The organism is Roseinatronobacter ekhonensis, from assembly GCF_900499075.1.
Classification (GTDB): Bacteria; Pseudomonadota; Alphaproteobacteria; order Rhodobacterales; family Rhodobacteraceae; genus Roseinatronobacter; species Roseinatronobacter ekhonensis.
Genome location: NZ_UIHC01000057.1, coordinates 1 through 14,983, shown reverse-complemented (window position 1 = coordinate 14,983; position 14,983 = coordinate 1). Strand labels below are relative to the sequence as shown.

Genomic DNA, 14,983 nt, shown 5'->3' with positions numbered 1-14,983 from the left:
TCAAAAATCCCATGTCGATCACTCCAAATGCCCCCAGCTGGTTCAAGCCGGGGCAAGGTTGCACATGGGTCAATTCTCAGTGACAATTTTGGCCGCTGCCGGGTCAATTCTCATTGGCAATCAACAACCAAAGAGCGTTTCGATGACCAAGGCGAAGATCGACATGGCCTGATCGCTCAGTTCGAGCTGTGCAGGCGGATCGCGAGGCGCGGGCGCTTGTTGACCGGCAGGATCGAGGCCTCGGTCATCAGGTCGATCCAGCGGCCTTTCGCGTCGATCATCTGGCGGGCATAGAGCGGCAGGCCGATGGTGTTGGCGGTTTCCAGCAGGTTTGCGGGTCCGCCATAGGTGGTGAAGGTGTCAAACGTGCCCAGCGGGAAGGCGATGCCCTCACCGGTGGGGATCAGCCGTTCCGAGGTGCCGTTTGAGAGCGTGACGGAGCCGTTGTATTCCTCGAAGAGGATGCCCGCGAAGGGGAAGGCGCGGCGCATGTCCTCGCGCAGCGGCTGGCCGCCGATGGCTGAGAAGAACTTGTAGGCGTCTTCCGTTTTGGGGTGGCTGATCAGCTTGTCGAAGAACTCGGAACTGACCAGTGCATGCGCGGTGATCATGGTCTCGCCCAGCAGGTTGTCCTCGATGGCGCGCAGGGTGGTCCGGACCTTGGTCTGGATGTTTGTCGCGGCCGTGCCAAAGACGAAGTCGACCGAGATCTGGTCGAGCCCGAACTCGGTGAAGTAGTTGTAGAGCGTGGTGCCCGCACCATCCTTCACGATGCCGCGCAGGGCGTTCATCTCCATATATTCCCGGGTCTGGGCGTGTTTACGACGCATGAGCGTGAGCTTGCGGTTCATCACCTCGACCAGCGGGTCGGCGGCATCGGAGACGCCCAGCGCGGGCATGCCCTGAATATCCGCAGGCAGAACCACATCGTCATGCGGGATCCAGGGCAGGGCAAAGCTGCGCATGGAGCGGGCCTCGCGGTTGCCGACAGTGGCCGGGGCGCCCAGCGGCACTGAGGGCAGGAGGCTCAGAACACCCTCGCGTTGTTCGATGACGATGGAGCGCTGGGTGACGCCCTCGAAGCGGAACAGGCCGATCTGGCCCAGGCGGGTGTAGAGGTTCGGCAGGATGTTGATGGCCTGCGTCATCTCGGCGAGCGAATAGCCGCCCGCGTCGAACGGGTTGCGGGTGATGGTCATGGGGGAACTCCGGGGAAGGGGGTGAGCGGATCAGGCGGTGTCGCGCGCCAGGATGCCGAGGCTCGCCAGCTGGCCGATCTTGGTGGTGATCTTGGCGGCGTCATCGACGGTGGCGTCATAGGCAAGAGCGGCGCGTGACACGATGGCAGGTCCTCGCACCACCACGATGCCGGTTGCATCGGCCAGTGTCGCATCGACAGCATAAACCAGCACGGCGGCGGCGGTCTGCGCGCCGTCGCTTCCGCCGCTGGTGGCCAGCTTGTACTTGCCGCTGGCGGTGATGCGCCCAAGCACGGATCCGACAGGATAGGCGGTGCCGGTGAGCAGGGTGACAGTCTCGCGGGTATAGTTGGGGTTGACGTCATACTTGAGGACATCGCCCATCGTGGCGGGCTGGGTCAGGACGGGCATTTCGGGGCTCCATGCAAAAGGGGAAAAAGACATCCCCCGCCGGGACGGGGCGGCGGGGGATCAGTCGGGCAGTTGGTTTTGTTTTTGGTGGGCGTGTGCCATGCGTCAGCCGCGGTTGCCTGCGGCAGCGGCGCGTTTTGCGGCGGCAATGATCGGGCTTTCCTTGGCCTGCGGCAGGATGGGCGAGGGCGAAGCGGCGACGATGTCGCGCGCATCGGCAGCGGCGCTGGCGCGTTCGAGGACAAACCCACGCAGGGCCTCGGGCGTGGTGCCCTCGCGCAGGGCTTTCGCCGCATCAATGGCGATGCCGAGCCTGCCCGCTTGCGCCGCGATCTCGGCGATCTCCGCCGCCTCGCTGCGAAGCCGCGCCGAGAGCTCGGCCAGATTGCCAGGCTGTGTCGCCGCTTGAATTGCAACCGTTGAGGTTTCTGAGGCAACAGCCGGGTCAGGCGATGTCTCTGGTATCTGAGCGGCAGGGGATGCGGACGCGGCGGGTGCCGCTTTGCCTGCGGTATCGTCCGGATCTGGGGCATTCGGGATGCTGTCTTCGTGGGTGTCATCACCGTCAATCTCATGGGACATGGCGGTTTCCTTTCGGGTTTGAGCTGGGTGTCGGGTTTGGGCGAGGGGTGCGCGCGGGAGCGAGAGCGTCTGCGTTCGGGTCACAACCTGCCGGAAACTGGCGAACCCGTGCGCAAGGTCGGTGACCTCATCTGCGAGGCCTGCGGCGACGGCATCTGCCCCGCGATAGGTGGCGGCCTCGGTGGCCAGCGCGGCCTCCTGGCTCATGCGCCCGGCACGGCCGGCGGCGACCGTCTCGGCGAAGAGGACCCGCAACATGTCGATCTCGCGTTGGATGCCGTCGCGAACTGCCGCGGGCAGGGGCGTGTAGGGATTACCGTCGATCTTGTGAGTTCCTGAATGGATCAGCGTCACGCGCAGCCCGTCCTGGTCCAGCTGACCGCTCAGATCCGCATGCATCACCACAACCCCGATGCTGCCCAGCGCGCCGGTGCGTGGCAGCAAGATGCGGTCCGCCTGAGAGGCCAGCGCGTATCCCGCGGAGAAGGCGTGTTCGGCGACAAAGGCCCAGACGGGCTTTGCGGTACGGACGGCGCGAATGCGGTCAGCGAGATCAAACACCCCGGCGACTTCACCCCCGAAGCTGTCGATTTCCAAGGCAAGGCCGCGCACGGATGGCTCGCTCGCCGCCGCCTCGATCTGTGCTGCGATGCCTTCATAGCTGGTCTGGCCAGATGACTGGCCGATCCAACCCCCGCGATGGATCAGAACGCCTGCGATCTCGATCACGGCAATACCGTCCACGACCGGATACGGTGCGTTACCATGTTGGCGATCATCGTCGAGCAGGCCACCGGCCAGAATACTGGCGCGGGCGGCAGGGAGGGCGCTTTGCGCGGCGCCGCCCTCCAAACCCATCTCGACACTCCGCCCCAGGATGCGCGGCCCAAGGCCGGAGAGGAAGGCCATCGCCTTGGACGGCTCAACCAGCAATGGTGTGTTGAAGGCGCGCGCGGCGATGCGGGCTTGGAGCATCAGGACTGGTCCTCTGCTTCGCGCGGACGGTCTTCCGCAACTTCAGTCTCATCTGTCTGGTCCGTGTCGTCCCCCTGGACCGGCACGGCCTGCACCCCGGGCGCGGGTGAGCCCGGGCGGCGAAAGTCCAGCCCCAGTACGCGTTCGCGGTCACGTTCTGCGGCGATCTCGCGGTCGACCTGTTCGGCGTCATAGCCGCGCTCGGCGATGGCCTGCGTGCGGGACTTGAGACCCGCCTCGATCTGGGCGATCTCGGCGTTGGCGTCCTTCAGGGGATCGACCCAGTCCCACTTTGTGGGGAGCCAGTCGGCAGTCAGCAGCCGCGACCGATTGGCCTCATATCGGGGCAGGGACAGCGCGCCCGACAGAACCGCCGCATCCATCCAGCGCCCGTAGACCGGCCGGCAGAGCTGGTACACCATCACCGAATGCTGCCAGGCTGAGACACGGCGGCGGAACTCGATCAGAGCGAGCCGCGAGTTCGAGAAGTTGCCCTTCACCATGTCATTGGCCAGATAGGGATAGGGGATGCCCAGCGCGGCCGAGATCTGCAGCAGGGTCCGGTATTGGAACAGCTCGTAGGTCCCGCCGCTGTCAGCAGGCTGACCGACGGTGACATCTTCCCCCGGGTCCAGTCGCACGATCTGGCCGGGGCTGATCTCGACACCGGCGGGTCCGTCCTCATCGTCGGGCGGCGCGAGCGGGTTCTCCGGCGCGGGTGATGTGACAAACATTGCGTACATCGCCGCGACCTTCTTCCGATCAAGCTCGGCATCGTCGTATTGATCCAGCAGGAACAGCTTGACGATGGCAGGCGCCAGTTTCGACACCCCGCGCAACTGACCCCCTTCGACGGGGTCGATGACGTGGATGATCTCGGCGGCGGGCAGGCGCACCACCTCGCCTGAGAGTCCCGGATCTGTACTGTCACCCGGATGCCGGCGCAGAAAGTGATAGGCCACGCGCCGCCCAATCCGGTCGAACTCAATGCCCTGGCGGATGGTATTGCCGTTCGCGGCCACGCCCGTCTGCTCCAAAGGCAACATCTCAGCGGGCAGCATCTGAAGCTGCAGCGGCACGGTCAGCCCGTCGCTGGCGCGTCGCGGACGGATGCGGAAGAACACTTCGCCCGCGATAAAGACCTCTCGGGCGGCGCGGCGCTGGAGCCCGTAGAAATCGGTCAGTCCTTCGGCATCGGCCTCGTCGGTCCAGGTGAGCCAGAGCCGCTGCAGCTCTTCCTTGAGCGCGGCATCCGCGATCTTCGAGATTGGCTTGATCCCGTCGCCGACGGTATTGGCCGCCCAGCTTTCCACCGCGTTCACGGCATAGCCGTTGTTGCGCACCAGCCAGCGGGCGCGCGCAGTGATATCGGGTCCGCTGGCCGCGATCAGCGCATTCACATGCGCGCGGGTCGCGCGGAACCCACGCAAGCGGCGATGGTGCTGGCCCGCGTCGAACCCGCCGATGAAGGCTCCAAGGCGCTGCCGCCAGTTGGAAGAACCGCTCATCACAGATCCTTCACGGCGAAGGGGCGCAGGATACGGCGGCTGGTATTTTCCAGGGCCGCGATCCTCCGTTCAATGTCACCGATTGCAGCTGCCAATTCCGTATCCGAGCCATAGGTGACAGTCTTGCCGTCATAGCTGACGCTGCGCGTGCCGCTGTAGCGCGCGGCCAGCAGGACGCCGTGGTGGATCTTGAACTCGTCGAGGGTCAAAAGAGTCTCTCTATTCCATGTATCTGGGCGTGCTGATCTTCCAGCCGCGTTTCCGTGGCGCCGCGATCTGCCCGGCCTGGGGTTCGGATGGGGTGTCGGTCTCAGGTTTTGGGGCCGTCACGGCGGTTTCCACGCCAGCCTGTTTCTCCAGCTGTCGCCACATTCGTTCGTCAAAGCGATCCGCCCCGAGGATCCAGGCAGCCGCACGGGCATAGACCCGGGTGTCCAGGGCCTCGTTCCTCTCGCGCAGCTTCTGCCATTCCTGCCGGGCATAGCCGCGCCGGTCACGGATGGTGACCAGTTGTTCGCCCACCAGCTGCTTGAGCCATTCGCTGTCGGCCCAGTCCGGCAGGTGGATTGTGCCGGGCGGGTGCGGTGCGTCCGGCTCCGAGGGCCGCTCCAGCCGCAGATACCGATAGGTCTCGGCCTTGAAGGTTGCCGTGGCCACGCTCCAGAGCCGCGCACCGCGCTTCAGCTTTCGCCCGTTCACAGTGGCGTCGACAAAGGTCGGTCCGGAGACCGGCGTTGCCCGGTTGAACCCTTCGAGCCCTTTCACCGGAGCGACCTGCGCGATGCCCTGCTTGCGCGCCCAGGCGTAGACCGCCGCGGACTCGTAGCCGGTGTCGATCGCCAGTTTAGCCAATGTCATGACCGCGCCGTTTGCATGTGTCCAAGTCTGACCGAGAAGGGCTGTCAGCTTGTCCCAGCAGGCGGGATCGTCTGGCCCGCCCGGAAGGACGATGTGATCGACCAACCAGCTTTCAAGCCCACGCCCCCAGGCCCAGACATCAACCTCGATCCGGTCCTTCTGCACATCCGCCCCGGCGGTGAGGAAGAGACCTCCCACCGGGATCTGTGCTCCAAAGGCCTCGCGCCGATCCGCCAGCCGCTGCCATTCCGGGGCTTCTCCGCTCTCGATCCAGGTCTCGCCCAAGAGCGTGTTGCGCGCCGCGCGCAGCATCTCGTCGGAGCCTTGGGCCGCCAGCCAGTCCCGCGCGATCTGCTCCCAGCTCTTCCAGCCGATCGGCGAATAGAGCGCCGAGAGATGGAAGCCGATGGCATTCGGGTCGGTGGCGCGGGAGGTTGCCCGCCAGTCGCCCCGCTCCAGCATCCCGGTCTTGTGGTGCTCGGCGATGGGCTGCTCGCAGCCTTCGCAGTGATAGGTCGCGGTCTCTGGCCGCCCCTTCTGCCAACGCAGACGCTCGAACTGCAGCCATTGCATCGCGCCGCAATGCGGACAGGGCACAAAGTACCGCCGCTGGTCGGAAGCCTCAAACTCCCGCTCGATGCGGCTGAGCCCGCGGATTGTCGGGGTCGAGACCATGAAGACCTTGCGCCGATGCGCAAAGGTGGTGGTCCGGGCCTCGGCCAGCGTGACCGGATCGCCTTCCTCATCGGCCGATGCCGGATAGGCGTCCACCTCATCCAGGAAGACATAGCGCGCGGGCATGGACCGCAGGCCGGTGGCCGAGTTCGCGCCGGTCAGCACCAGGATGCCGCCGGGAAATTCCTTCGACAGCATCGAGTTCCCGGCATCGCGCGACCGCGCCGGTTGTACACGCTCCCTCAATGCCGGGCTGTCCGCGATCAGCGGGTCGATCCGGCCCCGCGAGGTTCGTTTGGCCATCTCCACCGTGGGCAAGACTGCCAGCATCGGACCGGGGGCGTGATGGATGACAAAGCCGATCCAGTTGTTGCCGGCCTCGGTTGCGCCGACCTGCGCGGCCTTCATGAAGCTGATCCGTTGCGCCGGGTGGCTGGGCGACAGCGCATCCATGATCGCCCGCAGATAGGGCGTGCGCGCGGTGCGGTATTGCCCCGGCTCGGCAGAGGCCCGCGACGACAGTTTGCGGTGTCGATCTGCCCATTCCGAGACCGTCAGATCCGGATCGGGGCGCAGGCCGCGCCGCCAGGCGCGCAGGATATCCTCGGCGCCGTCAAAGCCAAGGTCGAGGTCTTGGCTCAGATCCCCGTCGGTCAGGTCGTTGTGTCGGTCTTCTTCATCCAAGCGAGACCCTGAGGTCGGCGAGGGCGTCGAGCTGCTCTCGGACATGGGTTTCCAGCACCCTTTGCAGGATCGCGGTCTCGATCGTCATGGGCGTCCCGGTTGCGTTCTCCATATCCGCGGACAGTTGTGCGGCCATCAGCGCTGCCACACGGGTGGGCCATGTGACCCAGACATCGCGCTCCTGCCGGGCGAGGCGAAACACCAACGTCTCAGCCCGGGCCCGGTCGACCAGAACACCCTTTTTCTTCTGGATCGACAGCTGGCGTTCCTGCGCCTGGTAGACCGTGAGCGCCGTGCGCGCCTTCAGATAGGAGGTGCTGTCCCCGGGTCCGGAGACGCCGCCACTCTCGCTGCTGCTGGCAAACCCGCCCCGCGCACGCATCTGCTGGTCCGGGTCGGTTGCCGCGCCCCGGCGCGCATCCGAGGCCACCGGGTTGATCGATCCGTCTGGATACAGCACCAGCCGCCCGGTTTTGCGCGCTTTCTGCACCGCGCCGCGCGAGAGCCCGGAACGGGCGGCATAGGCGCGCTCAGACAGACCTTCCATGGCGCTTGGCGTGTCCTCAACATATTGGCAATAAACAGGAATGACGCTCTAATTCAGTTGATTGCACTCCCCGATCACGCGAGTCTTCTCCTGAGAAGAGGGGTGCATCGCGCGCCCCTCAGAGACGGATTGTAGAGAGCCATGCGCGCACAGGAAAGAATGGGGCACAGTTCAATGAGCGACGGGTGGCGGGATCACAGCAGCCCTGCGCAGGAGCGCGTGAACTGGGTGATGGACGAGGTGATGTCCGGACGGATGAGCCAGGAACAGGGGATGGTCGAGATGGCACGCGCCCACGAGATGATGCGCGAGGAAGCCCGCGCCCGCACCACCCACCCCGAACACCGCCGGGAGGACTGAGCATGGCGCGCCGCCACAAACCTCTCGATCCGAATGCCGCACGTGATGCCCTGCTCCTCGACATCGTCCAGCGCCATCTCTTTCTCGAGACGCTTGAGATCCGCAACTGCGACCGGCTCGATTTCCACAACACCGCTGTCTGGGCGATCCGCTCCGCGCTGGAGGCCGCATATGAGGCCGGGCGTCGCGCGGGTGAAGTCAGCGAACCGACACTCCAATCCTGAAGGGACATGACCATGACTGCCATCACCACCATCCGGATCGACCACGCCGCCCTGCCGGACCCGCTGAACCTCAAGGGCTCTGACGCGGCCGCACGAATGATCGAAGATGCGCTGCGCAACGAGGGCATCGCCGCCGAGGCATCAGACGTGATCTCGCACATCAAGATTGAACTCCCCACCACCCAACTTGGCGCTGCCAGCGCCATGTTGGCCAGCCTGCAGCTGATCTGAGGGCGACAAACCATGACCCCCCCCGATCCTGTTCAAGGCGAAAGGCCCCAGCCATGACGCACTCCTTCAACTGCCTGCCCGAGGGGGAGACGCTCGCCCTTCTGATCCGCCGCGAATGTGCCATCGGCTTCGACCTGCGCTTCTGCCGTAGCGTCGCTGTGCCCGAACACGACCGCAACACCGTTACCTGCGCCCCGGACGAGGCCGAGTTCGCCACGCTCTATGCCCTCACCGATCTGGGCGAGGCGATTGCCATCCATGATGTCGACCTTTCGAGCGCAGGGGCAAATCAGGTCGCCGCAGTGGCCCGCGCGCTTTTTGTCGCCATCGTCAACGCGCGCCGCGATCCACCCGATGCCGCTCAGCGCTTTGAGGCCGAGCAGGCCGCGTTGATCGAACCGGATCGCATCGCGTGAACGGTCGGGTTGTGATCATAAAGCAATGATATTGCTCAGATTTGCCTACGATCATCCGCGCTCTGGAGCGAATGTGATGGCACGGAAACGATGCAACTCACCGCAAGGAACGCCACCATGACCCACCCCGCAATCACCCTGATCGCCGACTTCCGCGCCGCCGCCAAGGAGATCGACGCCATCCTCGCGCCCAGCGCCTGCGCCACAATTGCCGCGCACAACTGGATCATCATCGACGACTTCGGGCCGCTGACATTCACCCTGACGCCCGAGGGCAAAACGCACCGCGCCACCTGCACCGGCCACGGCGCGGCGCACAAGGTCAACCGCTTCACGCGCGAAGATGCCCAGCGCCTGGCACGCGCCTGCAACGCCCGCGCTGCTTTCTGGCGGGACGCCGCGCGCGATGAGGTCGCAAGACTGCGTCGCCACATCGCCACGCTGGAAGCTGCCAGCGCAGCTTGAGCCTGATGCGTGGGGCCTGCGGGCCCCGCTGCCAGCCTGAATACGAGAGTGTCTGACCATGACCATACCTCCCATCCTGCCCAGTCGGAACGAAGACTACGGCTTCTTCCAGACCATGACCCTTTGTCCGCTGCGGGACCGCCGTTCGCAGGAGGTCTGGACACTGGCCACAAACTTGATCGCCGATGCCATCCGCGCCGACAGTGAGGACGAGCTGATCGGCATCCGCGACTTTCTGGACGGCCGCATGGGCCGCCACTTCGCCGACGATGTCGTTGGCGCGTTGCAGGGCGGGGCCGCTGACAGCGAAGCGGCAATCCAAGCTGCCATCCGAAAATGGCTGGACTGGCGCATCTGCCGCCGCACTGAACGCGAGGAGGGTATCCCCGCAGGGCTGCCGTATCTCACAGGTTGGGTCCAGCACTTCGCGGTCACCGCGCCGATGGAAGAGACCACCTGAGCCCAGCGCCCACGATCCCCATTTACGACAGGAGGCAATGATGCCCAAACTCACGGACACGCAAACGATCATTCTCAGCCGAGCGGCCACCCGCCCGGGCAATCTGGCCATGCCGCTGCCCGATGGGTTGCGCGGTGCTGCGGCGAAGATGGCGGTCACCCGCATGATCACCAACGGCTGGCTGGAAGAGGTCGATGCAGATCTCCGCAAGGGCGAGCCGCTCTGGCGCGAGACCGGCGATGGCCACGGCACCACGCTGATCGCGACCGAGATCGGGCTCGGAGCCATCGGGATCGAGCCGGTGGTTGCGAAGGCTGTGACCGGGCCGCGCAAGGCGAAGCCGAAACCGGACGAGGAACCCACCGCGAGCGAGCCTGCTGAGGTCGCAAAACCCATCACCATCCGCGCTGGCACCAAGCAGGCGCAGATCATCGCGCTCCTTCAACGGCCCGAGGGCGCCTCGATCACCGAGATCGTCGAGGTGACTGGCTGGCAGGCTCATAGCGCGCGTGGCTTGATCTCTGGTGGGCTCAAGAAGAAATTGGGCCTGCCCATTACCTCGGAAAAGGTCGACGGGCGCGGCACCGTGTACAAACTCGACGCGGCCTGATCCCGAGTGTTACCACCAGCGTTCAAACAGCCTGCGCAGCGCATAGCTGCGCAGAAGCGAGATCCCGGTGAACAGGGCGCCGATGGTGAGGTTTTCGCCAAGGCTCGGATGCAAGCCGAACCATGGGAACACCACGATCTGCGTAGCGACGGCCAGCCCGTAGCCCAAAGCGACGTTGGAGATGGCCTCGATCAGCGACATGCGACGCGACTGCGTCATGCGCGTTTCCTCGACCGGCGTGCAGGCTTCTGGTCTTCCTCCTTCAAGGCGATGCGATTGGCTGTCCGCCCCGTCGCCAGTTCCCAGCGTCGCACGGCCACGTCGCAATAAACCGGGTCCAGCTCCACCGCGAGGCATCGCCGCCCAGTGCGTTCTGCCGCAATCAACTGGGTGCCCGAGCCGCAGAAGGGTTCGAACACGATATCGCCCGGGTCTGAAAAGGCTTCCAGCACTGCGTCGACCAGCGCCACCGGGAAGACAGCAGGGTGCGACCCTGCCGCCCCGAGCCCGCCCTTGTGGCGCATGATGCGAAAGACGCTGTCCGGGATCCGATGGCTCTGGATTGCGTTGCCGGTGCCGGTCTTGGGTCTGACGTGGCCGTCCGTGGTGCGCAGGCCACCGCCGCCGAGGGGTTCGCCCGCGTGCTTGCTCGCGACCGTCTTGTTGGGCTTCCGGGGCTGGCGGTTGAAGTGGAAGATGAACTCGTGCGAGGGCGCCAGCCGTCCGTTCCAGTCGCCCGGCAGGCCGGGCCCCTGGTCCCAGACATACCAGCCGAACCGTCGCCAGCCCTTCGCGCGCATCCAGTCGAGCCAGTGCTCCCAATACGGGATCCATTCGCCATCGCGATGGACAAGGCCAAGGTTGACCAACAGCTGGGCATCGGTCGCGACCGGCGCTGCGGCGAACACGCCTTGCATCAGCGCATCCCAATCGCCGACCTTCTCCTTCGCTGCGCCATAGTCGCGCTGCTGGGCATAGGGCGGCGAGGTGAACATGAGCGATGCCTGCGCCCCGTCCATCAGCCGCGCCACGACGGCTGGATCTGTGGCGTCGCCGCAGATCAGCTGGTGATCGCCCAGCGCCCAGATGTCGCCCGGCTTGGTGATCGGTTCGGCCGGGGGCTCGGGGATTGAGTCGGCGGTGTCGTCGTCCATCGGCGCGCTGTCTTGGTCGGCGTCGTTTAGCAGGGCGTCCAGTTCGTCCTCGGGGATCCCGATCAGCCCCAGGTCGAAATCCTCGGCCAGCAGCCCGCGCAGTTCCTCGAGCAGCAGGGCCTCGTCCCAACCGCCCATCTCAGTCAATTTGTTGTCGGCGATACGATAGGCCCGGCGCTGCGCCTCGGTCAGATGGCCCAGCACAATGACCGGGGCATCGGTCAGCCCCAACTGCGCGGCGGCCAGGACGCGGCCATGCCCGGCGATCAGCTCGCCGTCCGCCGCCACGAGGCAAGGGACGGTCCAGCCGAACTCGGCCATGCTGGCGGCGATCCTTGCCACCTGGTCGGCATCGTGGGTCTTGGCATTGCGGGCATAGGGGCGGAGGCGCGCCAGTGGCCAGTGTTGGATCTGGCGTGGCAGCAGTGGCACAGTCATGCAGCCAGCCGCTTGGGCTTGAGGGTGGCGAAGGTCTCGCCGGTTTCCACCAGCACGGCCTCTTGGTCGGTAAAGGACTGCCAGCGTTCAATAGCGACGTCAACATAGGCTGGGTTCAGTTCGACCCCGAGGCAGAGTCTGTCAGTGGTCTCGGCCGCGATCAGCGTCGTGCCGGACCCCATAAAGGGCTCGTAGACCGGCTGGCCGGGGCTGGAGTTGTTCAGGATCGGACGGCGCATGCATTCCACCGGCTTCTGCGTGCCGTGCACCGTGTCGACATCCTGGTCCCGGTTGGCGATCTGCCACAGCGTCGTCTGCTTGCGATCGCCCGCCCAGTGCCCTTTCCCCTTGGCGCGCACCGCATACCAGCAGGGTTCATGCTGCCAGTGATAGTCACCACGGCTCAGCACCAGCCGGTCCTTGGCCCAGATGATCTGCGACCGGATGGCGAAGCCAGCGGCCGCCAGGCTTTCCGCCACGGTGGCCGCATGCAGGGCACCATGCCAGACATAGGCCACATCGCCGGGGAACAGCGTCCAAGCCTCGCGCCAATCCGCGCGGTCATCGTTCAGCACCTTGCCAGTGCGCTTCGTCTTTGCCGCGCCCGCATGGTTGCGCCAGGACGGATCGTAGTCCACGCCATAGGGCGGGTCGGTGACCATAAGCAATGGCTTCACATCGCCGAGCAGCCGCCCGACGACTTCGGCCGAGGTACTGTCGCCGCAGATCAGACGGTGCGGACCGAGCTGCCAGAGGTCGCCGGGCACTGACACGGGCGTGACGGGCATCTCCGGCACATCATCCTCACCCTCGACCGGACCTTCAGCGCCCAGCGCCTCGGGGTCGCGCAGCAGGGCGTCCAGATCTTCGTCGCTGATCCCCAGCAGCGACAGGTCGAAGTCATCCGCCAGCAGGCCTGCGATCTCATCGCGCAGAACGGCCTCATCCCAGTCGCCGAGCTCCGTCAACTTGTTGTCTGCGATGCGGTAAGCGCGCCGCTCGGCCTCGTCGAGATGGCCAAGCCGGATCACCGGCACCTCGGTCAACCCGAGCATCGTCGCAGCCAAAACGCGGCCATGCCCCGCGATCAGTTCGCCGTCATCCGCCACCATGCAGGGCACGGTCCACCCGAACTTCGCCATGCTTGCAGCGATTTTGGCCACCTGGTCGTCGCCATGTATCTTGGCATTGCGGGCGTAGGGGCGCAGCCGGTCGATCGGCCAGCTCTCGATCTGACTCGGCGCAAATATCAGGTCCATGGGGCGGTTCTCTGATTTGGGGCAGGGCGGACAGACCAAGCCATGCGGCCGGAAGGACCAGCAGCAGGATCGGCGTCCGCAATGTGGGGAAAACGAAAGCACCCGAGAGGGGTTTCCTCCGGGTGCAATTCTTCGATGATGAATGGGTACGTCAAGGGGGGCAGCTTTGTCAAACTATTTTCCGAAGTGGAATCAATGTGTTCCGCCAGATCTGGAAAAGGCCAGCACCGAGGTGGCTTCCTTTGGTGGCTTCTGGCCAAACTGGAGTCCGTGAAGTGGCTTCCCTGGATGCCAAAAGGAATCCACCCTGGCCAAGGCCGCTTTCGCGCAACCCTTTGATGTTGAGTCAGAAATTCGAGACAATCGGCTGGCGTGGCTTCCAGGTGGATTCCCCGGTGAAAAAGCCAGTCGCTAGAAAAGTTCCGCGCTAAGCCCCCCCGTATACGGATCAAGCCAGGGAGGAACCATCGGAGGGGGGGCGAGCAACTTGATCGGCCCAAACCCGCCGTACAGACATATCCCATTGAAAGCCTGCTCCCAGGCTAAGTCTGCGTTGTGGGGCTTTTACCAACCAAACCTATGACGCTCTGGAAGGCCAGAGCTCGGGAGGTAAGTGTATGGTTCAAGTGGTGCCGCAAAAAAGGTTATGGGACGACCTTGGGGACAGGGCGCGGGACGGGTTAGAGAAAGATAAGATCGCGCAACCGTGAGGCCACCTCGACCCTTCCACCAAGCCGCAGGGGGCAAGCCGTATTGCTTCGCAACCATAAGAGCGCGTAGCATCCATGTCGAATCATACTATTTTTCGCGATCAAAGGCGCGTCTGTAAAATCGGCAATCGGAGATATCTCATGCCTACATTCGTTAGAGCCTCTGGATGGGCAGTGCTATTCATTTTCTTACTTGCTAAAGTGTCTGTGGCGGATGTGCGTCTAGGCGACAGGTCCATTGATGGGTGCGATATTCATATCTACGGGCAGATCAAGAAAGGAGATCTGGAGAAGCTAAAGGGTATAGCCGATACTTATCATCAAGTAGATAAGCTTGCATACAAGCGAAACATCAATGCACTAGCAGAATTTTGGCCGAGAACAGTTTGCTTAGATAGCCCCGGCGGATCATATACTGAGGGTGTCAATATCGCACTGGAGGTGAATAACTATTTTGCAACCAGGCTTCTTCCAAACAGTAACTGTCTTTCTGCTTGCGCACTGATTTTCATGTCAGGCACGCTCATTCACCCGGATCATGTCTTGTTCAAGCACTACGAAGAGGCATGTTACTCCAACTGCGAAGGGTGGAAACCAGAACCAAAAAGAACAATGTCGCCATCCTCGGTTCTTGGGTTTCATGCTCCATATGTGAACTTTGATGGCAAGAAAACTGTTTCTACTGAGGTGGTTCAAGAGATCAATCAGTCCCTGTTGCGGGTGTCGTCATTCTTGCAAGCCGAAACGAAAAACAATTTCCCTCCAGAGCTCGCTAGCGAGATGATGTCAAAAGGGCCGGACGAAGTATACTATATTGACGAAGTCGGGCAGTTGACCAGTTGGCGCATAGACCTCGACACAAGTTTCAGTCCGACACTTGATGTGGATGCGCTCAAACGTGCATGGATCATGTACGTCTCTGACTATGACTATAGCGATGGTGGCTATGGGTCACTCAGCGATACCAAATATGGCATCAAAGGTCCGGTGTCTGAGCCTAACGGCGCAACTGGTTGGGGATACAATGCCAAACGTGGACGCACTCAGAGCGGCGCTGATTATATCCAAGCAGGTGGTATTGGGCGTGAGGCTAGTGTTCCCCACCTGACACAGGATTCCCATTGAGGGCCTGATGTGCTATATTCGGGACATGAGACGCAATGACATTTGCCTTTACCTTGGCCCCGCCGACCGTGCTGAGCTTCAAGCTCTGATCA

Annotated in this window: 18 protein-coding genes; 8 read left to right on the top strand and 10 right to left on the bottom strand. The window is 63.8% G+C overall.

Annotation, left to right across the window (positions count from 1 at the left end; translation table 11 throughout):
* Nucleotides 1–176: 176 nt before the first annotated feature.
* The 7 genes from ROE7235_RS16675 to ROE7235_RS16645 form a co-directional block, all read right to left on the bottom strand.
* Nucleotides 177–1,199: a major capsid protein gene (locus ROE7235_RS16675; RefSeq protein ID WP_121096672.1), complete on the bottom strand. Its 1,023-nt coding sequence runs from the start codon at nucleotides 1,197–1,199 to the stop codon at nucleotides 177–179.
* A 30-nt stretch (nucleotides 1,200–1,229) separates the two neighbouring features.
* Nucleotides 1,230–1,610 carry a head decoration protein gene (locus ROE7235_RS16670; protein ID WP_089279783.1) on the bottom strand — a complete coding sequence of 127 codons (381 nt, stop codon included), beginning with the start codon at nucleotides 1,608–1,610 and terminating at the stop codon, nucleotides 1,230–1,232.
* A 105-nt stretch (nucleotides 1,611–1,715) separates the two neighbouring features.
* Complete coding sequence (locus ROE7235_RS16665; RefSeq protein WP_121096670.1) at nucleotides 1,716–3,167, bottom strand: S49 family peptidase; 1,452 nt, start codon at nucleotides 3,165–3,167, stop codon at nucleotides 1,716–1,718.
* Complete coding sequence (locus ROE7235_RS16660; protein WP_121096668.1) at nucleotides 3,167–4,675, bottom strand: phage portal protein; 1,509 nt, start codon at nucleotides 4,673–4,675, stop codon at nucleotides 3,167–3,169. Before ROE7235_RS16660 ends, ROE7235_RS16665 begins: the two co-directional genes overlap by 1 nt.
* Entirely contained in the window at nucleotides 4,675–4,884 is a 210-nt protein-coding gene (locus ROE7235_RS16655; RefSeq protein WP_121096666.1) for a phage head-tail joining protein, read from the bottom strand. The genes ROE7235_RS16660 and ROE7235_RS16655 overlap by 1 nt, the downstream gene beginning before the upstream one ends.
* A 10-nt stretch (nucleotides 4,885–4,894) precedes the next feature.
* Nucleotides 4,895–6,937 carry a phage terminase large subunit family protein gene (locus ROE7235_RS16650; protein ID WP_121096664.1) on the bottom strand — a complete coding sequence of 681 codons (2,043 nt, stop codon included), beginning with the start codon at nucleotides 6,935–6,937 and terminating at the stop codon, nucleotides 4,895–4,897.
* On the bottom strand, nucleotides 6,885–7,439 hold the full coding sequence (locus tag ROE7235_RS16645; RefSeq protein WP_089279778.1) for a hypothetical protein: 555 nt from the start codon (nucleotides 7,437–7,439) through the stop codon (nucleotides 6,885–6,887). Before ROE7235_RS16645 ends, ROE7235_RS16650 begins: the two co-directional genes overlap by 53 nt.
* Nucleotides 7,440–7,598: 159 nt before the next feature.
* Between ROE7235_RS16645 and ROE7235_RS16640 the strand changes: the two genes are divergently transcribed.
* From ROE7235_RS16640 to ROE7235_RS16610, 7 genes are all read left to right on the top strand, one after another.
* Nucleotides 7,599–7,799 carry a hypothetical protein gene (locus ROE7235_RS16640; protein WP_245964006.1) on the top strand — a complete coding sequence of 67 codons (201 nt, stop codon included), beginning with the start codon at nucleotides 7,599–7,601 and terminating at the stop codon, nucleotides 7,797–7,799.
* A gap of 2 nt (nucleotides 7,800–7,801) precedes the next feature.
* Nucleotides 7,802–8,023, top strand: a complete 222-nt coding sequence (locus ROE7235_RS16635) for a DUF6900 domain-containing protein (protein WP_089279776.1) — start codon at nucleotides 7,802–7,804, stop codon at nucleotides 8,021–8,023.
* A 12-nt stretch (nucleotides 8,024–8,035) separates the two neighbouring features.
* Nucleotides 8,036–8,254: a hypothetical protein gene (locus ROE7235_RS16630; protein WP_089279775.1), complete on the top strand. Its 219-nt coding sequence runs from the start codon at nucleotides 8,036–8,038 to the stop codon at nucleotides 8,252–8,254.
* Nucleotides 8,255–8,307: 53 nt separating this feature from the next.
* On the top strand, nucleotides 8,308–8,670 hold the full coding sequence (locus ROE7235_RS16625) for a hypothetical protein (protein WP_089279774.1): 363 nt from the start codon (nucleotides 8,308–8,310) through the stop codon (nucleotides 8,668–8,670).
* A 117-nt stretch (nucleotides 8,671–8,787) separates the two neighbouring features.
* Nucleotides 8,788–9,135 carry a hypothetical protein gene (locus tag ROE7235_RS16620; protein WP_089279773.1) on the top strand — a complete coding sequence of 116 codons (348 nt, stop codon included), beginning with the start codon at nucleotides 8,788–8,790 and terminating at the stop codon, nucleotides 9,133–9,135.
* A gap of 58 nt (nucleotides 9,136–9,193) precedes the next feature.
* Nucleotides 9,194–9,595, top strand: coding sequence for a hypothetical protein (locus ROE7235_RS16615; protein WP_089279772.1), 402 nt, complete (start codon nucleotides 9,194–9,196; stop codon nucleotides 9,593–9,595).
* A 40-nt stretch (nucleotides 9,596–9,635) separates the two neighbouring features.
* Nucleotides 9,636–10,205 carry a DUF3489 domain-containing protein gene (locus ROE7235_RS16610; RefSeq protein ID WP_121096674.1) on the top strand — a complete coding sequence of 190 codons (570 nt, stop codon included), beginning with the start codon at nucleotides 9,636–9,638 and terminating at the stop codon, nucleotides 10,203–10,205.
* Nucleotides 10,206–10,214: 9 nt separating this feature from the next.
* Here the strand turns inward: ROE7235_RS16610 and ROE7235_RS16605 are convergent, their stop codons facing one another.
* From ROE7235_RS16605 to ROE7235_RS16595, 3 genes are read right to left on the bottom strand one after another with little or no spacing between them, the layout of a single operon-like run.
* Nucleotides 10,215–10,424 (bottom strand): DUF7220 family protein, encoded by a 210-nt coding sequence (locus ROE7235_RS16605; RefSeq protein WP_121096662.1) that lies wholly within the window; start codon nucleotides 10,422–10,424, stop codon nucleotides 10,215–10,217.
* Nucleotides 10,421–11,797 (bottom strand): site-specific DNA-methyltransferase, encoded by a 1,377-nt coding sequence (locus tag ROE7235_RS16600; RefSeq protein ID WP_121096660.1) that lies wholly within the window; start codon nucleotides 11,795–11,797, stop codon nucleotides 10,421–10,423. Before ROE7235_RS16600 ends, ROE7235_RS16605 begins: the two co-directional genes overlap by 4 nt.
* Nucleotides 11,794–13,056 (bottom strand): site-specific DNA-methyltransferase, encoded by a 1,263-nt coding sequence (locus ROE7235_RS16595; RefSeq protein ID WP_121096658.1) that lies wholly within the window; start codon nucleotides 13,054–13,056, stop codon nucleotides 11,794–11,796. The genes ROE7235_RS16600 and ROE7235_RS16595 overlap by 4 nt, the downstream gene beginning before the upstream one ends.
* A gap of 851 nt (nucleotides 13,057–13,907) precedes the next feature.
* On the opposite strand from ROE7235_RS16595, the gene ROE7235_RS19950 reads away from it, so the two are divergent.
* Complete coding sequence (locus ROE7235_RS19950) at nucleotides 13,908–14,891, top strand: hypothetical protein (protein ID WP_147434250.1); 984 nt, start codon at nucleotides 13,908–13,910, stop codon at nucleotides 14,889–14,891.
* Nucleotides 14,892–14,983 lie beyond the last annotated feature (92 nt).